The following is a 22,988-nucleotide window of genomic DNA, read 5'->3' as shown; positions in this document are numbered from 1 at the left end:
CCCGTCGTCGGCAGAGGTGTCCGCCCTACGTGGAGGGCAGCTCCTTCAGTTGGATGTCGCGGAAGGACACCTGGTCGTCGGCTCCGTGGTTCTGGAGTCCGATGTAGCCGTCCTTCAGGCTGCGGGCCGGGTCGGTGTTGGTGAAGTCGTTGATCTTCACTCCGTTGAGGAAGACCCGCACCCGTTCGCCCTGGACCCTGATCTCGTAGCTGTTCCACTGGCCGGGCGGTCTGAGGACGCGGTCACGGGCTTTGACGTCGGCAGATGTGAAGGTGTAGACGGCGCCCGTGGTGCGGTCGGGGGCGTCGGTGGCGTCGATCTGGATCTCGTAGCCGTTGTTCACCGCGGACCAGGGGTCGTCGGATGAGGGGAAGCCGATGAAGACTCCGGAGTTGTCGTCGCCCGCCATCCTCCAGTCGAGCTTGAGCGAGTAGGACTTCAGTTCCTTTGCCTGGTAGGTGAGCAGCCCCATGCCGCCCTCGGAGTGCAGGGCGCCGTCCTTGACGGAGAACTTCCCCGGGCCCGCCTGCTTCCAGCCCTCCAGCGTCCTGCCGTTGAAGATCGGCCGGTAGTCGCCGTCGGGTGCGCAGTCGGCCTTGACCTGTCCGGTCGCGTAACGCAGGCCGCCCAGCACGTGCTGCCGGAAGGCCGGCTCGGCGTAGGACTCCTTGGTGTGGCCGAGGCCGGTGTAGAAGGAACGGCCGCCCTGGTAGGTCTGGCACCAGGAGATCGGGTGATCGCCCTTCATGTTCCCGCCGGTGTAGGTCGTCTCGTCCAGAGTGGCGAGAACCTTGCCCTTGTCCCGGGGGTTGGTGCGGTAGTTGTACCACTCGTCGGTACGCTGCCACTCCTCGCCCAGGTGGGCGGTGGCGGGGTGGTCGCGGTCCTCGACGCGGACGGTGGCTGGCTGGATCCGCGGGTGCGAGTCGAAGTAGGCGCCGACCAGGCCGCCGTAGAACTCCCAGTCGTACTCGGTGTCGGCCGCCGCGTGGATGCCGACGTAACCGCCGCCGGTGGCGACGTAGTTCTCGAACGCCTTCTGCTGGTCGGCGTCGAGGACGTCCCCGGTGGTGGAGAGGAACGCGACGGCGTCGTAGCGGGCCAGGTTGCTGGTGGTGAACTGGGCGGCGGACTCGGTGGAGTCGACCGTGATGCCGGTCTCCTTGCCGATCTCCTTGAGTGCGGCGACGCCGGCGGGGATCGAGTCGTGGCGGAAGCCGGCGGTCCTGGAGAAGACCAGGACGCGCTTGGCGGTCCTGTCGGGCGGGCTGTCGGACAGCTCGAAGTCGTCGACGTCGAAGAGGGGCCCGTCGCCGCCCTTGAAGACCAGATAGAGGTCCGTGGCCTTCTTCGGTGCGCCTCTCAGCGGGATGTCGATGTCCTGGAAGGCGTCCCAGCCGCCGGTCACCGGTATGGGTCCGGAGCCGAGGATCTTCCCGGTCGGGGATCCGGCGCGGATCTCCAGGAAGCCGCCGGAGCCGGCCGAGGAGATGCGGGCGGTCAGCTTGGTGGCGCCGCCGAGGACGTAGGTGTCGAAGGAGATCCAGTCGTCGTTGTGGATGTCCCCGACCGTCTTGCCGCCGTTCGCGGTCGGCTTGCCGGGGGTGGTGATGCCGGAGGAATCGTCGAAGTGCTCGGCCTGGCGGTGCTCGGGCTGGAGCCGGGACTGGTCGCGTCCGGCCAGCTGGGCCTGGCCGCCGCCGCCGTTGTCGGTGTACGAGGCCGAGATGCCACCGTAGATGTTGGCGTTGGGGTCGTGGCCGCCTTCCATGGCGGTCTTGATGGTGCCTTCGCACCCGTGTTCGGTGGTGATGTCGTGTCCGTGGCTGTCGTGGCCCAGGGTGAACTTGACCTCGACCCTGGAGCAGTCGACGGTCCCGTCCTCCGGGTCGCTGACGTTCACCTTGAACGGCACGGAGTCGCCGAACGCGAAGAGCTGACCGTCCTGGGGCAGGACCAGTTCGACGGTGGGGGCGGTGTTGCCGACGGTCACGTGGACGCTCGCGGAGCCGGTGCGCCCGGTCGGGTCCGCGACGGTGAGCGTGGCGGTGTAGGTGCCGTTCTTCTTGTACGTGTACGCCGGGTCCGCCGCGGTCGAGGTGCCGCCGTCGCCGAAGTCCCACGCGTAGGTGAGCGGGTCGCCGTCGCCGTCCGAGGTGCCGGCCGAGGAGAACCTCACCTTCAGCGGCCCGGTGCCGGACGTCCTGTTCGCGGACGCCTCGGCGATGGGCGAGCGCCCGCCGGTGGCGTTCTCGATGCGGTAGAGGGCGGAGTTCTCGTCGCCGCCGAACCAGGCGAGGCCGTAGTCGAGGACGTACAGCGCCCCGTCCGGGCCGAAGGCCATGTCCATGATCTGGGTGCCGGACCACGGCACGTCGTTGACGGACTGGACGGCGCCGTCCGCGTCCTGCTCGACGCGCTTGATCCACTGGCGGCCGAACTCGCCGGCGAAGAAGTCGCCGTCGTAGGACTCGGGGAACTTGACCGGGGAGTCGAGGCCGGCGTCGTAGCGGTAGACGGGGCCGCCCATCGGGGACTCGGAGCCGGTGCCGAACTCGGGGACCGACTCGCCGTCGTACGGGATCCAGGCGGCTTCGGCGGGCGGCAGGTCGACGAGTCCGGTATTGTGCGGCGACTCGTTCCTCGGCGCGCCGCAGTCGAAGGTCTCGCCGGAGGTCCTGGTGGCGAAGTCGTAGTCGACGAAGGGCTGGTTGGCTCCGGTGCAGAAGGGCCAGCCGAAGTTGCCGGCCTTCGTGATCCGGGCGAACTCGACCTGCCCGGCCGGCCCGCGCTTCGGATCGGCCGCGCCCGCGTCGGGTCCGTAGTCACCGACGTACAGGACCCCGGTGGCCTGGTCCACGGAGAAGCGGAAGGGGTTGCGGAAGCCCATCGCGTAGATCTCGGGGCGCGTCCTGTCCGTCCCGGGCGCGAAGAGGTTCCCCTCGGGGACGGTGTACGAGCCGTCATCGGCGACCTTGACGCGCAGGATCTTGCCGCGCAGGTCGTTGGTGTTGCCCGAGGTGCGGCGGGCGTCGAACGCCGGGTTTCGGTCGGGGCGTTCGTCGATCGGCGTGAAGCCGTCGGAGGCGAAGGGGTTGGTGTCGTCGCCGGTGGAGATGTAGAGGTTCCCCTCGGCGTCGAAGTCGATGTCGCCGCCGACGTGGCAGCAGGTGCCGCGCGAGGTGGGGACGTCCAGGACCTTCTTCTCGCTGGCCGTGTCGAGGGTGCCGTCCTCGTTCAGCACGAAGCGGGAGAGGCGGTTGACTCCGTCGAACTTCGCGAAGTCGGCGGCGGTCCCGGTCTCGGGCGCATCCCCGGGCGGGGTGTCCAGCGGGGGCGCGTAGAAGAGGTAGACGGCCCGGTTCTCGGCGAAGTCCGGGTCGACTCCCACTCCTTGGAGACCTTCCTCGTCGTGCGTGTACACGGGGACGGCTCCGGAGATGCGGGTGTTTCCGGCGCTGTCGGTGATCCGCAGCTCGCCGTTGCGCGAGGTGTGCAGCACGCTCCGGTCGGGCAGGACGGCGAGCGACATGGGCTCGCCGGTCTCCGCCGCGCCCTTGGCGAGGGTGACCTGCTGGAAGTCCTCGGCCGCGGGCTCCTCGTGGCCGGGATGGCCGGGGTGGGCGACCGCGCCGGGTGCGGAGCCCAGGGTGAGGGTGGCGGCGGCGAGGAGGGCGCCGGTGAACAGCGCGAGGGACTTGCGGACGCGGGCTCTGGCGCGGAGCCGCTTTCTGGTTCGGTGCACGAAGGTCCTCCGGAGAGTGCCGGTTGTACGGGCGGTTGGTGCGTGCCGTGCCGCGCGGGGACTGCCGCGCGTGTGTCGCCGGGGCCGCACGTGGCCCCGGTGACGCGAGTCAACTCGTGTACACCTGCGAGACGGTAGACCTGTTCGTCCGGGACGGAAAGCCCTTGCGCAACAGTTGGGGCCGACTTCCGCTTCCCGCAGGACAAAGGGCGTCCCGGGCAGCGCGAGGCGGCCCCGGGGGCTGGGGCTCGCAACCCCCGGGGGCCTGTGGCCTGTCCGGCAATCCCTGGGCGGTCGCGCTACGCGCCGCCGCCGAAGGCCGCGTCGAAGGAGGCCGAGGGCGGGTCGAAGTCGAACCGCTTCAACTGGGCAAGCGCTTCCGGCGCACCGGTCAGCCGGTCCATGCCGGCGTCCTCCCACTCGACGGAGACGGGCCCCTCGTACCCGATGGAGCGGAGCATCCGGAAGACGTCCTCCCAGGGCACGTCTCCGTGGCCGGCGGAGACGAAGTCCCAGCCGCGCCGGGGGTCGCCCCAGGGCAGGTGCGAGCCGAGGCGGCCGTTGCGGCCGTCGAGCCGCTTGCGGGCCTCCTTGCAGTCCACGTGGTAGATCCGGTCCCGGAAGTCGTAGAGGAAGTTGACCGGGTCCAGGTCCTGCCAGACGAAGTGGCTCGGGTCGAAGTTCAGCCCGAACGCGGGCCGGTCGCCGACCGCTTCCAGAGCACGCTTGGTCGTCCAGTAGTCGTACGCGATCTCACTCGGGTGGACCTCGTGGGCGAAGCGCACGCCCTCGGCGTCGAAGACGTCCAGGATCGGGTTCCAGCGCTCGGCGAAGTCCTCGTAGCCCCGTTCGATCATGTGCGGCGGGACCGGCGGGAACATGGCGACCAGGTGCCAGATGGAGGAGCCGGTGAATCCGACGACCGTGTCGACCCCGAAGGCGGCGGCGGCGCGCGCGGTATCGGCGATCTCGGCCGCCGCCCGCCGCCGGACGCCCTCGGGTTCGCCGTCGCCCCAGATGCGGGCCGGCAGGATGCCCTGGTGGCGTTCGTCGATCGGGTGGTCGCACACGGCCTGGCCGACCAGGTGGTTGGAGACGGCGAAGCACTTCAGCCCGTACCTGTCGAGCAGTCGGCGCCTGCCGTCCAGGTACCCGGGCTCGGCGAGGGCCTTGTCGACCTCGAAGTGGTCTCCCCAGCAGGCGAGTTCGAGTCCGTCGTAGCCGAAGTCGCGGGCGTGGCGGCAGACCTCCTCCAGCGGAAGGTCGGCCCACTGGCCGGTGAACAGGGTGAAGGGGCGGGGCATGGGCGGCTGCCTCCTGGTCGGTCGGGGCGGATCGGTCTGCGTGTCCGGTGCGTTGGCGTGTGGGGCGCGAGGCGCGGGGTGAGGGGCGACGGACGTGGGCGAGGGAGCGGGCGGGCTCGGCGCGTTGCTACGACGGGACCGGGGTGTGGACGGAGTTCTTCGCGGCGCTCTCCTCCACGGCGGCGAGCACCCGCTGCACCTGGAGCCCGTCGGCGAACGAGGGCCGGGGCACGGCGCCTTCGGCGATGGCGCGGACGACGTCGCGGGCCTGGTGGACGAAGGTGTGCTCGTAGCCCAGGGCGTGACCCGGCGGCCACCACGCCTCCAGGTAGGGGTGTTCGGGCTCGGTCACCAGGATGCGCCGGAAGCCCGCGGTGGGCGCGGGTTCGGTGTGGTCGTGGAAGGAGAGTTCGTTGAGGCGTTCCAGGTCGAAGGCGAGCGAGCCGAGTTCGCCGTTGATCTCCAGCCGCAGGGCGTTCTTGCGGCCGGCTGCCATCCGGGTCGCCTCGAAGGAGGCCAGCGCCCCGGAGGCGAGCCGGCCGGTGAACAGGGCGGCGTCGTCCACGGTGACCTCGCCGCGCCGGACCGTACCGGGGCTCGCGGAGAGGCCGCTCGATGCTCCGGCGGGCAGCGGGCGCTCGCGCACGAAGGTCTCGCTGACGGCGGAGACCCCGGTCAGCAGCTCGCCGGCGAGGTACTGGGCGAGGTCGACGATGTGCGCGCCGAGGTCGCCGAGCGCTCCCGATCCGGCGTGTTCGCGCTGGAGCCGCCAGGTGAGCGGGGCGGCCGGGTCGACCAGCCAGTCCTGGAGGTAGGTGGCGCGCACATGGCGCAGCGCGCCGAGCCTGCCCCGGGCGATGAGCTGCCGGGCGTAGGCGATGGCGGGCACCTTGCGGTAGTTGAAGCCCACGATCGCGCTCTGGCCGCGTGCCGCGGCGGCCTCGGCGGCGCGCACCATCGCCTCGGCCTCGGCCACGGTGTTGGCGAGCGGTTTCTCGCACAGGACGTGCTTGCCCGCTTCCAGGGCGGCGATGGCGATCTCCGCGTGGCTGTCGCCCGGGGTGCAGATGTCGATCAGATGCACGTCGTCCCGGGCGATCAGGGCCCGCCAGTCGGTCTCGGCGGCGGCCCAGCCGTGCCGGGCAGCCGCGGTGTCGACGGCCGCACGGTCGCGTCCGCAGATTGCGGCGAGCACCGGTCGCGTCGGCAGGTCGAAGACGTGTCCGGCGGTGCGCCAGCCCTGTGAGTGGGCGGCTCCCATGAACGCGTATCCGACCATGCCGACTCCGAGCGTTCCTCTCGCCTGCCGCGGCGGCGGCGCTGCGGTCGGCGCTTCGGTCTCGTGACTACGGGCCATGCGGACTTCCTCCTCGTCGGTGGTTCGGTGGCGGGGCGGGGGAGCCGGTCCGGCTCCCCCGGCGGCCCGGTCAGCTGAAGCCCGTCGGCAGGTACTGGTCGACGTTCGCCTTGGTGACGACGGCGGAGTAGAGGGTGAGCGAGGTCGGGATCTCCGTCTCGGAGAGTCCGCTGACGCCCTTGCCCTGGCCCAGTGCGCGCGCCAGGTCGATGGCGGAGGCGGCCATCGTCGGCGGGTAGAGGACGGTGGCCTTGAGAACGCCGTCGTCGGCCTTGATGGCGTCCATGGCGGACTTGGCTCCGGCGCCGCCGACCATGATGAACTCGTCGCGTCCCGCTTGCTGGATGGCGCGCAGGGCGCCGACGCCCTGGTCGTCGTCGTGGTTCCACAGGGCGTCGAACTGCTTCTGAGCCTGGAGGAGTTGGGCCATCTTCGCCTGGCCGGACTCCACGGTGAAGTCAGCGGCCTGACGGGCCACCAGCTCGATGTCGGCGTAGTTCTTCAGCGCGTCGGCGAAGCCCTGGCTGCGCTGCTTGGTCAGCTCCAGGCTGTCGACGCCGGCGAGTTCGACGACCTTGGCGCCGGCCTTGCCCTTGAGCTGCTCGCCGATGTAGTGGCCGGCGTTGAGGCCCATGCCGTAGTTGTCGCCGCCGACCCAGCAGCGGTAGGCCTGCGGGGAGGCGAAGACCCGGTCCAGGTTGACGACGGGGATGCCCGCCCTCATGGCCTCCAGGCCGACCTGGGTGAGCGCCTTGCCGTCGGCGGGAAGGATGACGAGGACGTCGACCTTCTTGTTGATGAGGGTCTTGACCTGGCCGATCTGGGCGGCGGTGTCGTTGGAGCCCTCGGTGATCTCCAGCGTCACCTCCGCGTACTTCTCCGCGCGGGACTTGGCGTTCACGTTGATGGCGTTGAGCCACCCGTGGTCGGCCTGCGGACCGGCGAAGCCGATGGTGACGGGCGCGCCGGGCTTGTCGTCGGCGGCGGGGGCGCTGTCGGCCGCCGGTCCGCTGTTCTTGGGCTCGTTGCTGGTGCAGGCGGTCAGGAGCGCGCCCGCGGAGACGGCTGCGGTGCCGAACAGCAGTCCTCTGCGGCTGGTTTCTGGCATGGCGGTGGGACCCTTCGTCCGGTGGTGGAGTGTGCGGGGCGGTCGGCGGTGGGGCCGGGTCGGGTGTCGGCGGCGGGATCAGGTGTCGGCGCCGCGCAGGGTGCGGCGCTGGACCAGGACGGCGGCGACGATGATCGCGCCCTTGGCGATCTGCTGGACGTCGCTCTGGAGGTTGTTCAGGGCGAAGATGTTGGTGATCGTGGTGAAGACGAGCACGCCGAGGACGGAGCCGACGATGGTGCCGCGACCGCCGCTCAGCAGGGTGCCGCCGATGATCGCGGCGGCGATGGCGTCGAGCTCGTAGAGGTTGCCGTTGGTGTTCTGGCCGGAGCCGGAGAGCACGACGAGCATGAAGGCGGCTATGCCGCAGCACAGTCCGGAGAGCAGGTAGAGGTAGAGCCGCTGGCGGCGGACGTCGATCCCGGCGAGCCGGGCCGCCTCGGCGTTGCCGCCGACGGCGACGGTGCGCCGGCCGAAGGTGGTCCGGTTCAGGACGAGCCAGCCGACGACGGTGACGGCGGCGAACATGATGACCAGCGGCGGGATGCCGAGGAGGTAGGAGTCGGGCAGGCCGAGGTCCAGGACTGATTCCACGGTGACCATCTGGGTCTTGCCGTCGGTGATCTGGAGGGCCAGGCCGCGGGCCGAGGCGAGCATGGCCAGGGTCGCGATGAACGGGACCATGCCGCCGTAGGCGATGAGGACGCCGTTGACGAGTCCGGCGGCGAGTCCGACGATCACGGCGGTGAAGGCGATGCCCGCGAAGCCGTACTCCTGCGTGGCCAGGGTCGTCGCCCATACGGAGGCGAGGGCCACCATCGCCCCCACGGAGAGGTCGATGCCGCCGCTGGTGATGACGAAGGTCATGCCGACGGTGACGACGCCGATGACGGACGCCTGCGTCAGGATCAGCTGGAGGTTCCCGGTGTCGAGGAAGGCGTCGGGCTCGGTGACACCGCCGACGGCGACGAGGACGGCGAGGACGCCGAGGAGCGACAGGGTGCGGACGTCGGCCCGCAGGCCGAGTGCGCGCGGGCCGCCGCGCGTCTTCGAGGCGGGCGCGGCCGAGGGGCCGGCGAGGGTCCCCTTGTCCGGCCCGTTGTGCTGCGCCGACGGGGCGGGCTGCGTCATGGCGTCGGGCTCCCTTCCATCACGAGGTCGAGTACGCGGTGCTCGTCGAGCTCCCGGGCGGCGGCGGTATGGACGACGCGGCCTTCGCGGAGTACCAGCACCCGGTCGGCGAGGCCGAGGACTTCGGGCACTTCGCTGGAGACGAGCAGGACGGCGAGGCCGTCGTCGGCCAGCCGTCGGATCACGGCGTAGAGCTCGGCGCGGGCGCCGACGTCGACGCCGCGGGTGGGTTCGTCGAGCAGCAGGACCCGGCAGCCGCGCAGCAGCCAGCGGGCCAGGACGGCCTTCTGCTGGTTGCCGCCGGAGAGGGTGCGGACGGCGGCGTCGGGGTTGTCGGGCCGCATCTGGAGTTCGCGGGTGGCCTGCCGCGCGGCGCTCCGCTCGCCGCCCCGGTCGAGCCAGCCGCCCCGGGAAAAGCGGGAGAGGGAGGAGACCGAGACGTTGCGGGTGACCGATTCGGTCATCAGCAGGGCCTGGGCCTTGCGCTCCTCGGGGGCGAGGCCGATACCGGCGGCGACGGCGGCGCGGACGCTGCCGGGGCGCAGTCGCTTCCCGGCGACGGTCACGGTGCCGGTCGTGGCCTTGCGCGCGCCGTAGACGGTCTCCAGGATCTCCGAGCGGCCGGAGCCGACGAGTCCGGCGAGGCCGACGATCTCGCCGGGCCGCAGTTCGAGGTCGACGGGGGCGAACTCGCCCTTGCGGGAGAGCCCTTCGATCCGGAGCACGGGTTCCGCGGCGGTGGAGGGCGGGGCTTCGGGGCGCGGCGGGAAGACGTACGCGACGTCGCGGCCGGTCATCATGGCAACGATGTCGCGGGTGGGTGTGTCGGCCGCCGGAAGGCCGACGGCGACGGCACGGCCGTCCTTCAGCACGGTGACCCGGTCGCCGATGCGGCGGATCTCCTCCAGGCGGTGCGAGATGTAGACGACGGCCACGCCGTCGGCGGTGAGTTGGTCGACGATCCGGAAGAGGTTGTCGACCTCGTCGGGGTCGAGGGCGGCGGAGGGCTCGTCCATCACGATGAGCCGTACGTCGTGGGAGAGCGCCCGCGCCATGGAGACGATCTGCTGCTGGGCGGCGGAGAGGTCGCCGACGGGTCGGCCGGGGTCGATCTCCGGGTGGCCGAGTCGGGCCAGCAGGGAGCGGGCGGCCGAACGCCCGGCGCCGGTGCGGACGATGAAGCCCGCGCTGGTGGGTTCGTGTCCGAGGAAGACGTTCTCGGCGACCGAGAGTCCTTCCACCAGGTCGAGTTCCTGGTAGATGGTGGCGATACCGAGGCGCATGGCGGCGATCGGCGAGGTGAGCCGGACGGGATCGCCGCGCCAGGTGATCTCTCCGCCGTCGGGCGGGTGCGCCCCGGCGAGCACCTTGATGAGGGTGGACTTGCCCGCGCCGTTCTGACCGAGGAGGCAGTGGACCTCGCCGGCCTGGACCTCCAGGTCGACGCCGTCCAGGGCGCGTACGCCGGGGAAGGACTTGGTGATGCCGGACATGGTGAGCAGGGGTGGTTCTGGTGCCATGACGAATCCCCTCGGCGAATGGGTCTCCTCTGCTCGGCGGTGGGGGCCGGGAGCGCGGGAGGGCCGGAGAGCGGGCTGGGCTCGGGGCTGGAGGTGCCGTGGAGCCGGCGGCACCGCGAACGGATGCGGGCCAGTGGCTGACGGGTACCTGACTCATACGGTCGTGCGTTCGATGGCGGGGCGGTGTGCGGGCGGGTGCGGTGCCGTGTTCGGGCCGTACGGTGTGGTGTTCGGTGCGGTGCCGTGTTCGGGCGGTGCGGGGTGGTGTTCGGCGGTGCGGTGCGGCGTTCGGGCGATGCGGTGGTGCGGGCGTGCCGTCGACGGCGCCGGAGCGCCGCTCACCGGTCCGGTGGTCAGGCCGGTGAGAAGAGGTGGTCGCTGATGAGCCGGGCGGCGCCGATGACTCCGGCGACGGGACCCAACTCGCCCAGCACGATGGGGAGATTGCCGGTGGCCAGGGGCAGGGACTGCCGGTAGACCTGGGTGCGGACACTGGCGAGGAGGTTGTGACCGAGGCCGGTGACCCCGCCGCCGATCACCACCAGACCGGGATTGAAGAAGCTGACGAGACCGGCGATCACCTGGCCGACCCGGTTGCCGCCCTCGCGTATCAGGTCGAGCGCGGTGGCGTCCCCGGCTGCCGCGGCGGCGGCCACGTCGACGGCGGTGAGGCGGCCGGCCGCCTCCAGCCGGGCGGCGAGCTCGGGCGAGCGCCCCTCCCGGGCCGCGTCCTCCGCGTCCCGGGCGAGGGCCGCCCCGCTGAAGTGGGCCTCCAGACAGCCCCGGTTGCCGCAGGCGCAGGCCCGCCCCTCCGGTTCCACCTGGATGTGCCCGATGTCTCCGGCGCTGCCCGTCGTCCCCCGGTAGACGTCACCGCCGACGACTATGCCGCAGCCTATGCCGGTGCCGATCTTGACGCATAGGAAGTCGCCCACGGAACGGGCGACGCCCGCGTGCTGCTCCCCCATGGCCATGAGGTTGACGTCGTTGTCGACCATGACCGGGCAGCCCAGCTCCTGGCTGAGCGCCTCGCGCACCGGGAAGCCGTCCCAGCCGGGCATGATCGGCGGCGCGACTGGCACGCCCTCGGGGAAGCGGACGGGTCCGGGGACCCCGATGCCCGCGCCGTCGAACCCCTCGGCGAGCCCGGAGGCCCGCAGCTTGGCGGCCATCGACAGGACCTGGTCGAAGACGGCGACCGGGCCCTCGCGCACGTCCATCGGGTGGTTGAGGTGTCCCAGCACCTCCAACTCGGCGTTGGTGACGGCCACGTCGACGGAGGTCGCGCCGATGTCGACGCCGAGGAAGCGCAGTTCCGGCGCGAGGCGGATGTTGTGCGAGCGGCGTCCGCCGCGGGAGGCGGCGAGCCCGTCGGCCACCACCAGTCCCGTCTCCAGCAGCCGGTCGACCTCGACGGCGAGCTTGGAGCGCGAGAGGTCGACCTGATCGCCCAGCTGCGCACGGGAGTTGGGCCCACCGTCGCGCAGCAGTCGGAGCAGCCTCGCCTGATGCGCGTTCGCGGGTCGTGCCGTCATACGTCTCACGCGTCCCTCCCCGCCACATCGGCCAGTCCGTCGGGCTTTCGAGGGGAACGTAGCAGCGCTTTCCCGGAGTGGGAAGAAGTTGCGCAGGAATCACCCCCGACTTTCTCCACACTCAGGACAAAGCCGTTCAGGGGCAGCGGATGACCTGCCCGGCGTACGAGAGGTTCCCGCCGAACCCGAAGAGGAGGACGGGCGCGCCGGAGGCGATCTCGCCGCGCTCCACCAGCTTGGAGAGGGCCATCGGGATGGAGGCGGCGGAGGTGTTGCCGGAGTCGACCACGTCCCGCGCGATGACCGCGTTGACGGCGCCGATCTTCCGGGCGACCGGCTCGATGATCCGCAGGTTGGCCTGGTGCAGGACGACGGCGGCCAGGTCCTCGGGGGCGACGCCCGCCTTCTCGCAGACCTTGCGGGCGATCGGCGGCAGCTGCGTGGTGGCCCAGCGGTAGACGGACTGGCCCTCCTGGGCGAACCGCGGCGGCGTCCCCTCGATGCGTACCGCGTTGCCCATCTCCGGCACCGAGCCCCAGAGCACCGGTCCGATGCCGGGGCCGCCCGGGGCGTCCTCGGCGGCCGGGTCGGCGGTGACGACCGCCGCGCCCGCCCCGTCGCCGAGCAGGACGCAGGTGGAGCGGTCGGTCCAGTCCGCGATGTCGGCCATCTTGTCGGCGCCGACGACCAGCACCCGCGTCGCCGCCCCGGCCCGGATGGCGTGGTCGGCGGTGGCCAGGGCGTGCGTGAAGCCCGAGCAGACGACGTTGATGTCCATCACGGCGGGCGAGCCCATGCCGAGCCGCGCGGCGACCCGGGCCGACATGCTCGGCGACCGGTCGATCGCGGTGGAGGTGGCCACCAGCACCAGATCGATGTCCCCGGGCTGGAGCCCGGCCGAGGCGAGCGCCTTGGCCGCCGCGTGCGCGGCCATCTCGTCCACCGGCTCGCCGGGACCGCCCACGTGCCGGGTCTTGATGCCGACCCGGCTGGTGATCCACTCGTCGCTGGTGTCGACCAGGGCCGCGAGATCGTGGTTGGTCAGCACCTTGGCGGGCTGGTAGTGGCCGAGCGCCACGACGCGTGAGCCGGTCATTGCGGGTTCCCCTCGTTGCGTAGGGCAGGAAACATCCAGTCTTGGTCGCTACCGCCGGGTACGAGGGCACGTGATCCCACAGGAATCCGGCCCGCGCGTTGGAGCATTGACAACAGACTCCGCCCGTGCTGCCCTCTTCCGGCGGTGCGCCCCGCACCGGCGCGGCCGGGTCCCCCGGGTGCAGGACAATGGCAGGGCCAGGTCTCCGCTCCGCGCACGGGCGGAGGCTCCGCACACCGACATGATCGGAAGTCGCCTCATGGGACGGGCCACCGAGCGCCGCCGCACCCTCCGCATCCGGGACGGGGCCGTCTCCTCCCGCGCCGACACGCTCGTCGCGGAGGAGCCGCTGGAGATCCGGCTGAACGGCCGGCCGCTGGCCATCACCATGCGAACGCCGGGCGACGACTTCGCGCTGGCCGCGGGGTTCCTGGTCAGCGAGGGCGTGATCGCCGACGGGGACGAGGTGCGGTCGATCGTCTACTGCGCCGGGGCGACGGAGGACGGCGTCAACACCTACAACGTGGTGGACGTGAGGCTCGCGCCCGGTGTGGAGGTCCCCGACATCACGCTGGAACGCAACGTCTACACCACGTCCTCCTGCGGCCTGTGCGGCAAGGCCAGCCTGGACGCGGTCCGCACCACGACCAGGCACCCGGTGTCCGACGCTCCCCCGCTGCGCGTCACGCCCGCGCTGCTCTCCGCCCTGCCGGACCGGCTGCGGGCCGCGCAGCGCGTGTTCGACCGGACCGGTGGCCTGCACGCCGCCGCGCTCTTCTCCGAGGCGGGCGAGCTCTGGGACGTCCGTGAGGACGTCGGGCGGCACAACGCGGTCGACAAGCTGGTGGGCCGCGCGCTGACCGACGGGCGGCTGCCGCTGTCGCGGGCGATCCTGCTCGTCTCCGGCCGGGCCTCGTTCGAGCTGGCGCAGAAGGCCGTGATGGCCGGGATCCCGTTGCTCGCGGCCGTCTCGGCGCCGTCGTCCCTGGCCGTCGACCTCGCCGCGGAGACCGGCCTGACCCTGGTCGGCTTCCTGCGGGGCCCTTCGATGAACGTGTACGCGGGCGAGGAGCGGATCGCGCTGGAGGAGCCGGCCCCTCTCCGCGAGGCCCCTCTCCGCGACCGGGGATCCCTCACCTCGGAGTGACCCCGGCGGGCGGATTCGGCGGAGAGTGCGGCGCGAGCCGCCCACTCGTCCGGCGGAAGCGCGCCCGAGCCCTGCCCATCTGGCCGGATTTCGACGGTCCACCGCTGCGGAAGCCACGCTCTCGGGCGGCTCCGCCCCTCCCGCCGGACCTCTGCTCGGGGTAACGTCGCGGCGCTGTGCGGAGCGCCCCCGAGGAGCAGGTCATTGCGCGAATTCACTGTCCCGCCCCTGGCGGCGGCGCCTCACGTCGGCGGCCTGGCCGACGTGGTCTTCGACCATGCGGAGACCGATCCGCACCGGGTCGCGCTCGGCCGCAAGGGTCCCGACGGACAGTGGCGTGATGTCACCGCCGGGGTCTTCCGCGACGAGGTGCTGGCCTTGGCCAGGGGACTGATCGCGCACGGGGTGCGTTTCGGCGACCGGGTCGCCCTGATGTCCCGTACGCGCTACGAGTGGACGCTCTTCGACTTCGCGCTGTGGGCGGTCGGCGCGCAGTCCGTGCCCGTCTACCCGACCTCGTCGGCCGAGCAGGTCCTGTGGATGCTGCGCGACGCCGAGGTGGTGGCCGTGCTGGTCGAGCACGAGGACCATGCGATGACCGTCGGCTCGGTGATCGACCGGCTGCCGCGCCTGGAGCGGCTGTGGCAGCTCGACGCGGGGGCCGTGGCCGACCTGGTCGCGGCGGGCGCGGGCGTCGACGACGAGACCGTGCACCGGCACCGCCGCGCGGTGACGCCCGACTCGGTGGCGACGGTGATCTACACCTCGGGGACCACCGGCCGCCCCAAGGGCTGCGTCCTCACGCACGCCGCCTTCATGTTCGAGAGCGACGCGATGGCGGGCCGCTGGGACGCGGTCTTCCGCGCCGGACCCGGCGAGGAGGCGGCCACGCTCCTCTTCCTGCCGCTGGCCCACGTCTTCGGCCGCATGGTGGAGGTCGCGGCGGTCCGGAGCCGGGTCAAGCTGGGCCATCAGCCCGAACTCTCGGCGAGCGCGCTGATGCCGGACCTGAGGACGTTCCGCCCGACGTTCATCCTGGCGGTGCCCCACGTCTTCGAGAAGATCCTCGGCGCCGCCCGGCGCACGGCGGAGACCGAGGGCCGGCTGGGCGCGTTCGACAAGGCGCTCGACGTCGCGGTGGCGTACGCGCGGGCACGGGAGGACAAGGCGTTCGGCGCGGGCCCGGGGCCGTCGGCCGGGCTGCGGATGCGGCACCAGCTCTTCGACCAGGTCGTCTACCGGAAGGTCCGCGACGCGATGGGCGGCCGGGTGCGGCACGCCATGTCGGGCGGCTCGGGCCTGGACCGCCGGCTCGGGCTGTTCTTCGCGGGCGCGGGGGTGAGCGTCTTCGAGGGGTACGGGCTGACCGAGACCACGGCCGCGGCGACCGCCAACCCGCCCGACCGCACCCGGTACGGGACGGTCGGGCAGCCCGTCCCCGGCACGTCCGTGCACATCGCGCGGGACGGCGAGGTGTGGGTGCACGGACCGCATCTGTTCTCCGGGTACCTGGGCGATCCGGAGGCCACCCGGGCGGTGCTCCGCGACGGCTGGCTGGCCACCGGCGACCTCGGTTCGCTGGACCGCGACGGCTATCTGACGATCACCGGACGGAAGAAGGAGATCCTGGTGACGTCCGGGGGCAAGAGCGTGGCGCCGAACGGTCTGGAGGAGCGGGTGCGGGCCCATCCGCTGGTCTCCCAGTGCATCGTGGTCGGCGACGACCGCCCGTACATCGCGGCTCTGGTGACCGTCGACCAGGAGGCGGTGGACCACTGGCTGTCGATGCGGGGCCGCGCTCCCCTCGGTCCCGTCGAGTCGGTGCGGGACCCGGATCTGGAGGCGGAGGTCCGCCGGGCGGTGGTGGCCGCCAACACGGCGGTCTCGCAGGCCGAGTCGATCCGGACGTTCCGGATCCTGGCCCACCGGTTCACCGAGGAGCGCGGCCTGCTGACCCCGTCGCTGAAGCTGAAGCGGAAGGCGATCGAGGCGGCCTACGAGGCCGAGGTGAACGCGCTGTACCACTGATCCGACCGGTTCGCCCGGGAGCGGGAATGCCTGAGCGGACTCGCTCGTTGTGGTGGGGAGTACCAACCGACGACGTAAGGATCGACCGCTCGTGAGCCAGGTCCCCTCCATCACCCTCAACAACGGCCTCGAAATGCCGCAGCTCGGTTTCGGTGTCTGGCAGGTGCCGGACGACGAGGCGGCTGCGGCGGTCGCCCAGGCCATCGAGTCCGGGTACCGGAGCATCGACACCGCCGCGATCTACGAGAACGAGACCGGCACCGGCAAGGCCATCGCCTCCTCCGGCGTCGCCCGTGACGAGCTCTTCGTCACCACGAAGCTGTGGAACGGCGACCAGGGGTACGACAGCACCCTGCGCGCCTTCGACGCCTCGCTGGACAAGCTCGGGCTGGACTACGTCGATCTCTACCTGATCCACTGGCCCGTGCCCGCCAAGGACGCGTACACCGAGACGTACAAGGCGTTCGAGAAGATCTACGCCGACGGCCGCGCCAAGGCCATCGGCGTGTCCAACTTCCTTCCGGAGCACCTGAAGCGGCTTCTCGGCGAGACCTCCGTGGTGCCCGTCCTCAACCAGATCGAGCTGCACCCGCAGCTCCAGCAGGCCGAGTCCCGCGCCTTCCACGCCGAGCACGGCATCGCCACCGAGGCGTGGTCGCCGCTCGGCCAGGGCAAGGGCCTCCTGGAGGTGCCGACGGTCGTCGCCATCGCCCAGAAGCACGGCCGCACGCCCGCCCAGGCGGTTCTGCGCTGGCACCTGCAGACCGGCAACGTCGTCATCCCGAAGTCCGTGACCCCGTCGCGGATCGCGGAGAACATCGACGTGTTCGGCTTCGAGCTGGACGCCGACGACCTCGCCGCGTTCACGGCGCTGGACGAGGGCAAGCGGCTCGGGCCGAACCCGGCCGAGTTCAACATCGAGGCCTGAGCACCCGGCACTCCCGCGCCCCCGTCGCCTCAGCGGCGGGGGCGTCGTCGTCGCACACCGTGCCGGCGGCGGTCGGCCTTGTCTCAGCCCTCAGCCCTCAGCCCTCAGCGCGGACAGTGCGGGCGGTGCGGGCGGTGCCACCCACGTGGACCGTACGGGCGGTGAGCAGGTGGACGTCCGCCCGGCGGTGCAGACCGGCGGGGTCCTCCGGGTCCAGCAGCCGGTCCAGTACGGCGCGGTCCTCGCCGTCGAGCAGTTCGCCGAAGACCTCGCGCTCCCGGGACACCGTCGCGATGACGTGCTCCCGGGCGGCCGGAGCGAGCGGCGCGGGCAGGTCGAGCAGGAAACTGCGCGTGCCTCTCGGGGTCAGGCCGACGGCGCTGAACAGGGCGTTCCAGTCCTCGGTCTCCCGCTTGGCATCGGGCAGTTCGGACCGCATCCGCTCGAAGCGGGTGGCGGCAGCCGCGTCCATCCGGGCCTCCAGACCCGGCCGCCCCAGACCGATGTCGCGGGGCAGTCGCCGCATGGGCAGTCCGCCCTCGACGAGAACGACGCGTCCGCCGGGCCGCAGGAGCGCGGCGAAGGTGGCGAGGGCGGCGCGCTGGTCGCCGATGTGATGCAGGGAGTTGCCGGCCCAGATCAGATCGGCCTCACCCAACCGGGCTGCGTCCTGAGGCAGTTCGGCCTCCAGGGTACGGACGCGGTCGCCCACGCCGCGGCGGCGGGCTCGGTCGCGGGTCCGTTCCAGCAGCACCGGGGCCGGGTCCACGGCGACGACCTCCGCGCCGGGGAAGACCTCGGCCAGCAGGCAGGTGACGACGCCGGGTCCGCTGCCGACGTCCAGCACCCTGCGCACCTCCGGTGCGGCGGGCAGGGCCGCCAGCCACCGGGCCGCCTCCTCGTACTGCGCGAGGCTGAGTTCGGCGTTCCGCTCCAGCATCGGGCCCATGACGTCCCAGTCGAACTCCGTGCCCGGGTCGCCGCTCGGCCCATGGGCGTGGCCGTGCGTGCGGGCGGTCGCGTGGGCTTCGGGGTGGCCGTGACCGGCGTGGCTGCTCATGGGCCCACCCTCGCCGGGGCCGGGTCAGGGAGCAATTCTTGTTGCCGTTACGGCAAAACACCGGAAAGCCTGCGGGCGGAGCCGGGCACGAGCCGCGGCGGAGGCGGAAGCGGGGGCGGAGACGGGGCGAGCGGCTTCGGCAGGGCGAAAACCACGGAAAGCGGACGGCATATTGCCGGGATGCTTCAGTGGCCATAACTTTCCCTTATGGAGCTGGAGTTGCGCCACCTGAGAACGGTTCGCGCCATCGCCGACACCGGCAGCCTCACCAAGGCCGCCGCCGCGCTGGGGCTTGCCCAGCCCGCCCTCAGCGCCCAACTGCGGCGGATCGAGAAGGCCCTGGGCGGCGCGCTCTTCGACCGGGACCACCGGGGAGCCCGCACCACCCCGCTCGGCGAACTGGTGCTGGAACGGGCCCGGGTGGTACTGCCCGCCGTCAGCGAACTCCAGGCGGAGGCCGTACGGTTCGCGAACGCCGACGGTGCGCTGGACCGGTTCCGGCTGGGCGGTACGCACGGCCCGCTGCTCGGTGGCCTGGTCGACCGGATGGCCGCGGCCCATCCGGCGGTTCCGGTGTCCACGTGCACCTCGTGGTCGGTCTCCGAGATCGCCTCGCAGGTCATCGACGGGCGGCTCGACTTCGCCCTGATCGGCACCTGCGGCGAGAGTCCGCCACCGCTGGCGGACCGGCTGGTCTGGGAGGTGGTGGGGGTGGATCCGGTGTTCGTGATGCTGCCGGAGAGCCATCCACTGGCCGACCGGGAGGAGTTGGAGCTGGCCGCGCTGGCCGGCCAGTACTGGGCGCATGTGCCGGGGGACGGATGCTTCGCCGACTGCTTCGCCACGGCCTGCGCGCGGGCCGGTTTCACCCCGGTCTCGGTGTACGAGACGGACACCGCCTCCGTCGTCCATCTGGTGCAGGTGGGACGGGCGATCGGGCTGTGCCGGGCGACCTTTCCGCCGGCCCCCGGCGTGGTGACGCGACCGCTGGCCGGCTCACCGCTGACCTGGCGTCACCTGCTGGGCCGGCACCCGCACTCCCCCGCCGCCGACGCCGCGGCGGAGGTGGCCGGGCTGACCCGCGCGGCGTACGCCGAGGCCGTGTCGCGCAGCCCGAGATACGCCCGGTGGCTCACCGCGCACCCCCGGTTCGGCGCGGTGCCGTGAGCCACCGCGCCGTACCGGGGCAGGGAGAACGGCGGCCCGCGAGGCGGGCCCTACCGGGCGTCGTGGGCCGGGGCGATGGCCGACACCCGCTCCGCCAGCGCCAGGTCCTTCTCGGTCACCGCGCCGCCCGCGTCGTGCGTGTGGACGGCGAGGGCGACGGTGTCGTAGCCGAGCGTCAGGTCGGAGTGGTGGTTCAGCTCCTCCTGGACGCGGGCGATGTGGACGGTCAGCGCGGCGGCGGCGAGGTGGGAGGGCAGCCGGTAGGTCCGGGTGATCCGGTCCCCTTCCAGCGCCCAGCCGGGCAGCGCCCGCAGTCGGTGTTCGGTCTCGGTCGGCGACAGCGGCTCACTCGACATGGAACGGCTCCCGTGCGTCTCGGCGGTCAGGATCTCGGTGGACGGCGCCGGGGTCGTGTGCCCCGGCCCGCCGGTGACGTTACGGTCTTGCCATGACGACTGTCCCGACCGACACGGGAGTGGGCCCGCTGCTGCGGGGCTGGCGCGAGCGGCGGCGGATCAGCCAGCTGGACCTGGCGCTGCGCGCGGACTCCTCGGCCCGGCACATCTCCTTCGTCGAGACGGGCCGGGCGCGGCCCAGCGAGGACATGGTGCTGCGGCTGGCCGAGCACCTGGACGTGCCCGTCCGGGAGCGCAACGCCCTTCTGGTGGTCGCCGGTTACGCGCCCCGCTACGCGCAGACCCCGCTCGGCGACCCGGCGCTGGCCCCGCTGCGCGAAGGGCTCGACCGGCTGCTCGCCGGTTACGAGCCGTACCCCGCCCTGGTCCTGGACGGCACGTACACCGTGGTGGCGGCCAACCGGGGCATGGCGCTCCTGATGGAGGGCGTGTCCCCGGAGCTGCTCGCGCCGCCGCTCAACGCGATGCGCGTCACCCTCCACCCGGACGGTCTGGCCCCGCGCATCGTGAACCTGGACCAGTGGCGGGCGGACCTGTTGGCCCAGATGGAGCGTCAGATCGCGCTCGTGCGCTCGCCGGAGCTGCGGGCGCTGTACGACGAGGTGGCGGCCTATCCGGTGCCGCGCCGGGCCGGCGGCGGACCGGCGGGCGCGGACCGGGAGCGGGCCGCGCCGTTCGCGCTGCCGATGGTGATCGAGCACCGGGGCCGGGTGCTCTCCTTCCTCTCGTCGATCGCGACGTTCAACACCCCGATGGACGTGACGGTGGCGGAACTGGCGATCGAGACGTTCCTCCCCGCCGACCGGGAGACCGCGGCCCACCTGCACGCCCATCTGTCCTGACCCCCCACGGCCCGGCACCCGGGCCCGGGGCCCGGGAGCCGCCGAGGTCGAGGGCGAGTCCCCGGGCGGCCACGGCCCCGCCGCCGAGCCGACGGCGCCCGAGGTCCGCCCGGGGCTCGCGTCCTGCGGAACGCGGACCGGCACCGCCTCCGTCACGAAGCGGACCGGCGCCCTCGCGCAGGGTCCCCCGGCCGCGGGCGGCCGGAAGCTCACGGCTCCGCCGGTCGTCCCCGCCCGACCCTGCGGTGGGGCGGGCTCCGCGTCGTCCGCCGTACACGGAACGCATGAACTCCCTCACCCCCGGACGGCCGTCGCCTGCCGTCCACGCACCCATGACCCGCCGATAGCGAGGCATGACCGAGCCCTCACTATGCAATACCGGGTGGGGGAACGCCACTTCACACCGATTCGCAGGCGTGGGCCGATGACAGCCCGGCGGGGACGAACCGGTGCGGAGGAAGCCCGAGCTGATCAGGCGTCGACCGCGAGGAAGGCAGCGACCATCTCCGCGAACTCCCCCGGCTCCGCGACCCTGATGCCCAGGTCCTCCGCCTTGGCCCGCTTGGACCCGGCCTTCTCCCCGGCGACCAGCAGACTCGTGCGCCGGGAGACGCTGGAGGACGACTTCCCGCCCGCCCGCTCGATCAGCTCGTTCATCTGGTTGCGGGAGAGCTTCTCCAGTGCTCCGGTCATGGCGCCCGTGACGACCACGGTGAGCCCGGCCAGGGGCAGTTCCGACCCCGGGCCCCGGGCATCGCCGTCCGCCGCGTCCGCCGCGTCCGCCTCGGACTCCTCGGTGCCGGGCTCCGGGGGCGGGGTCGCTCCGGGCTCGGTCATCGCCACCCCGGCGCGGACGAGCTTGTCGATCAGCGGGGCCAGCTCCACCAGCTCGGCGACGACCGCCGCGGCCTTCTCCGGGCCTATGCCGTCGACCCGCTGCAACTCCTCGGCGTCGGCGGCGACGATACGGTCCATCGTGGCGAAGTACCGGGCGATCCTGCGGGACATGGAGCGCCCCGTGCCCCGGACGCCCAACGCGCAGAAGACCCGGGACAGCGGGCGGGAGCGGGCGGTCTCGATGGCGGCCAGGAGGTTGTCCGTCGAGGTCTCGCCCATCCGGTCCAGAGCGAGCAACTGCTCCCGCTCCAGGGTGAACAGGTCGGCGAAGTCCGTGACGAGGCCCGCGTCGACGAGCTGGACGACCCGGGTGGCGCCGAGCCCTTCGATGTCGAGCTGGTCGCGCCCCGCCGCGTACGAGACGGAGGCGACCAGGCGGCAGTCGCGGCCCCGGGTGCAACGCCAGCGCTGCTCGCTCGTGTCGATCGCGGAGCCGCACCGGGGGCACAGGTCCGGGAACGCTATCGGTGTCTCCTCGCCCGTGCGCAGATGGGCGACGGGCGCTTCGACGCGCGGGATGACGTCCCCCGCCTTGTAGACCATGACCTGGTCCCCGATGCGCAGGTCGCGGCGGGTGATGTCGGCCGGGTTGTGGAGGGTGGCGTAGCCGACGGTCGATCCGTCGATCTCGACGGGCTCCAGGACCGCGCGCGGCGCGATGATGCCGGTGCGTCCGACGTTCCACTCGACGGCGAGCAGCCGGGTGATCTTCTCCACGGCGGGGAGCTTGTAGGCGATGGCCCAGCGCGGAGCGCGGGTGCCCGATCCGGCGTCGCGCCGGTCGGCCGCGAGGTCGGCCTTGATGACGATTCCGTCGATGCCGAACGGCAGCGAGGCGCGCAGCGAACCTATGGCGGCCACCCGCTCCTGGACCTCCTCGACGCCGGTCGCCCGCACCGGCTCCACCGGCGTCCCGGCGGCCGTGTGGACGCCGAGTGCGGCGACGTACGCGAGGATCTCGCTGTGCGGCGAGTCGGTGAGGGCGGCGGGCTCGCCGGACTCCGGCAGCGGCAGGGCCCCGTAGGCGTAGAAGGTGGTCTCCACCCGGTACGCCCGGTCCTTGGCGCGCAGGGTGCCCGCCGCCCCGTTGCGCGGGTTGGCGAAGGGGGCGCCGCCGTGCTCCGTACGGACGGCGTTCCCCCGCTCGAACTGCTCGTCCGTCATGAGGATCTCGCCGCGCACCTCGATGGTGACCGGCTCCGACAGCCGCTCGGGCAGTCCGACGACGGCCGCGGCGGCGTGCGAGACGTCCTCTCCGGCGATGCCGTCCCCCCGGGTGATCAGCCGCTCCAGCCGCCCGTCGCGGTACCGGGCGGCGACGGCCAGGCCGTCCAGCTTCGGCTCGACGCTCCAGGCCGCCACCGGTCTGCCGATGCGCCGCTCCAGCGACGCAGTCCAGGCCGCGAACTGCTCGGCCGAGAAGACGTTGTCCAGGGAGAGCATCGGCTCCGTGTGCGGTACGTCGCCGACGGCGGCCCCGCCCGCCACCTTGCCCGTCGGCGAGGAGTCCAGGGTCTGTTCGGGATGGTCCGCCTCGTAGGCGGCTATCCCGCGTGCCAGACGGTCGTACGCGTCGTCGTCCAGGGTGCTCTCGCCCGTGGCGTAGTACGCGGCGGCGGCCTGGGACGCCTCCTCGACGGCGGCGGCGTAGGCGGCGGCATCGGCGAGCACGGCGGCTGAGTTCGTCATGGCCACCATCCTGCCGCC

16 protein-coding genes are annotated in these 22,988 nt (G+C 72.4%); 5 read left to right on the top strand and 11 right to left on the bottom strand.

Annotated features, from left to right (window positions below; translation table 11 throughout):
• Positions 1–25 precede the first annotated feature (25 nt).
• From EES43_RS26270 to EES43_RS26235, 8 genes are all read right to left on the bottom strand, one after another.
• Entirely contained in the window at positions 26–3,745 is a 3,720-nt protein-coding gene (locus EES43_RS26270; RefSeq protein WP_124271038.1) for a ThuA domain-containing protein, read from the bottom strand.
• A gap of 299 nt (positions 3,746–4,044) precedes the next feature.
• Positions 4,045–5,049 (bottom strand): sugar phosphate isomerase/epimerase family protein, encoded by a 1,005-nt coding sequence (locus EES43_RS26265; protein WP_124271037.1) that lies wholly within the window; start codon positions 5,047–5,049, stop codon positions 4,045–4,047.
• 127 nt (positions 5,050–5,176) lie between these two features.
• Positions 5,177–6,406 (bottom strand): Gfo/Idh/MocA family protein, encoded by a 1,230-nt coding sequence (locus EES43_RS26260; RefSeq protein ID WP_124271036.1) that lies wholly within the window; start codon positions 6,404–6,406, stop codon positions 5,177–5,179.
• Between the two features lie 70 nt (positions 6,407–6,476).
• Entirely contained in the window at positions 6,477–7,514 is a 1,038-nt protein-coding gene (locus EES43_RS26255; RefSeq protein ID WP_124271035.1) for a substrate-binding domain-containing protein, read from the bottom strand.
• Between the two features lie 78 nt (positions 7,515–7,592).
• On the bottom strand, positions 7,593–8,645 hold the full coding sequence (locus tag EES43_RS26250) for an ABC transporter permease (protein ID WP_124271034.1): 1,053 nt from the start codon (positions 8,643–8,645) through the stop codon (positions 7,593–7,595).
• On the bottom strand, positions 8,642–10,165 hold the full coding sequence (locus EES43_RS26245) for a sugar ABC transporter ATP-binding protein (RefSeq protein ID WP_124271033.1): 1,524 nt from the start codon (positions 10,163–10,165) through the stop codon (positions 8,642–8,644). The genes EES43_RS26250 and EES43_RS26245 overlap by 4 nt, the downstream gene beginning before the upstream one ends.
• A 353-nt stretch (positions 10,166–10,518) precedes the next feature.
• Positions 10,519–11,700: an ROK family transcriptional regulator gene (locus EES43_RS26240; protein WP_124271032.1), complete on the bottom strand. Its 1,182-nt coding sequence runs from the start codon at positions 11,698–11,700 to the stop codon at positions 10,519–10,521.
• 136 nt (positions 11,701–11,836) lie between these two features.
• Entirely contained in the window at positions 11,837–12,796 is a 960-nt protein-coding gene (locus EES43_RS26235) for a beta-ketoacyl-ACP synthase III (protein ID WP_124271031.1), read from the bottom strand.
• Positions 12,797–13,055: 259 nt separating this feature from the next.
• On the opposite strand from EES43_RS26235, the gene fdhD reads away from it, so the two are divergent.
• The 3 genes from fdhD to EES43_RS26220 all read left to right on the top strand — a co-directional run bounded on the left by fdhD (position 13,056) and on the right by EES43_RS26220 (position 16,899).
• A complete protein-coding gene (fdhD, locus tag EES43_RS26230; protein WP_124271030.1) occupies positions 13,056–13,943 on the top strand; it encodes a formate dehydrogenase accessory sulfurtransferase FdhD in 888 nt (295 codons plus the stop codon).
• A 228-nt stretch (positions 13,944–14,171) separates the two neighbouring features.
• A complete protein-coding gene (locus EES43_RS26225; protein WP_124272162.1) occupies positions 14,172–15,971 on the top strand; it encodes an AMP-dependent synthetase/ligase in 1,800 nt (599 codons plus the stop codon).
• Positions 15,972–16,062: 91 nt separating this feature from the next.
• On the top strand, positions 16,063–16,899 hold the full coding sequence (locus EES43_RS26220; RefSeq protein ID WP_124271029.1) for an aldo/keto reductase: 837 nt from the start codon (positions 16,063–16,065) through the stop codon (positions 16,897–16,899).
• 97 nt (positions 16,900–16,996) lie between these two features.
• On the opposite strand, the gene EES43_RS26215 is transcribed toward EES43_RS26220, so the two are convergent.
• Positions 16,997–17,959 (bottom strand): class I SAM-dependent methyltransferase, encoded by a 963-nt coding sequence (locus EES43_RS26215; RefSeq protein ID WP_124271028.1) that lies wholly within the window; start codon positions 17,957–17,959, stop codon positions 16,997–16,999.
• Positions 17,960–18,166: 207 nt separating this feature from the next.
• Between EES43_RS26215 and EES43_RS26210 the strand changes: the two genes are divergently transcribed.
• Positions 18,167–19,126 (top strand): LysR family transcriptional regulator, encoded by a 960-nt coding sequence (locus EES43_RS26210; protein ID WP_124271027.1) that lies wholly within the window; start codon positions 18,167–18,169, stop codon positions 19,124–19,126.
• A 50-nt stretch (positions 19,127–19,176) separates the two neighbouring features.
• Here EES43_RS26210 and EES43_RS26205 read toward each other — a convergent pair whose 3' ends face one another.
• Positions 19,177–19,482 carry a 4a-hydroxytetrahydrobiopterin dehydratase gene (locus EES43_RS26205; RefSeq protein ID WP_124271026.1) on the bottom strand — a complete coding sequence of 102 codons (306 nt, stop codon included), beginning with the start codon at positions 19,480–19,482 and terminating at the stop codon, positions 19,177–19,179.
• 92 nt (positions 19,483–19,574) lie between these two features.
• Here EES43_RS26205 and EES43_RS26200 point away from each other — a divergent pair, with 92 nt between their 5' ends.
• Positions 19,575–20,384, top strand: coding sequence for a helix-turn-helix domain-containing protein (locus EES43_RS26200; protein ID WP_124271025.1), 810 nt, complete (start codon positions 19,575–19,577; stop codon positions 20,382–20,384).
• A gap of 471 nt (positions 20,385–20,855) precedes the next feature.
• Here EES43_RS26200 and ligA read toward each other — a convergent pair whose 3' ends face one another.
• Positions 20,856–22,970 carry an NAD-dependent DNA ligase LigA gene (gene ligA / locus EES43_RS26195; protein WP_241192538.1) on the bottom strand — a complete coding sequence of 705 codons (2,115 nt, stop codon included), beginning with the start codon at positions 22,968–22,970 and terminating at the stop codon, positions 20,856–20,858.
• Between the last annotated feature and the right edge of the window lie 18 nt (positions 22,971–22,988).

Origin of the sequence: Streptomyces sp. ADI96-02 (genome assembly GCF_003846185.1) — a bacterium.
Lineage (GTDB): Bacteria > Actinomycetota > Actinomycetes > Streptomycetales > Streptomycetaceae > Streptomyces.
The sequence above is the reverse complement of the archived record's forward strand: the minus strand, read 5'-3'. Positions and strand labels throughout refer to the sequence as shown.

Bases quoted from the DNA above. Each gene is read 5' to 3' on its own strand.
- EES43_RS26260 (WP_124271036.1), bottom strand. From the start codon at position 6,406: ATGGCCCGTAGTCACGAGACCGAAGCGCCGACCGCAGCGCCGCCGCCG.
- EES43_RS26265 (WP_124271037.1), bottom strand. From the start codon at position 5,049: ATGCCCCGCCCCTTCACCCTGTTCACCGGCCAGTGGGCCGACCTTCCG.
- EES43_RS26245 (WP_124271033.1), bottom strand. From the start codon at position 10,165: ATGGCACCAGAACCACCCCTGCTCACCATGTCCGGCATCACCAAGTCC.
- EES43_RS26240 (WP_124271032.1), bottom strand. From the start codon at position 11,700: ATGACGGCACGACCCGCGAACGCGCATCAGGCGAGGCTGCTCCGACTG.
- EES43_RS26255 (WP_124271035.1), bottom strand. From the start codon at position 7,514: ATGCCAGAAACCAGCCGCAGAGGACTGCTGTTCGGCACCGCAGCCGTC.
- fdhD (WP_124271030.1), top strand. From the start codon at position 13,056: ATGGGACGGGCCACCGAGCGCCGCCGCACCCTCCGCATCCGGGACGGG.
- EES43_RS26210 (WP_124271027.1), top strand. From the start codon at position 18,167: ATGGAGCTGGAGTTGCGCCACCTGAGAACGGTTCGCGCCATCGCCGAC.
- EES43_RS26205 (WP_124271026.1), bottom strand. From the start codon at position 19,482: ATGTCGAGTGAGCCGCTGTCGCCGACCGAGACCGAACACCGACTGCGG.
- EES43_RS26250 (WP_124271034.1), bottom strand. From the start codon at position 8,645: ATGACGCAGCCCGCCCCGTCGGCGCAGCACAACGGGCCGGACAAGGGG.
- EES43_RS26215 (WP_124271028.1), bottom strand. From the start codon at position 17,959: ATGAGCAGCCACGCCGGTCACGGCCACCCCGAAGCCCACGCGACCGCC.
- EES43_RS26235 (WP_124271031.1), bottom strand. From the start codon at position 12,796: ATGACCGGCTCACGCGTCGTGGCGCTCGGCCACTACCAGCCCGCCAAG.
- EES43_RS26200 (WP_124271025.1), top strand. From the start codon at position 19,575: ATGACGACTGTCCCGACCGACACGGGAGTGGGCCCGCTGCTGCGGGGC.
- ligA (WP_241192538.1), bottom strand. From the start codon at position 22,970: ATGACGAACTCAGCCGCCGTGCTCGCCGATGCCGCCGCCTACGCCGCC.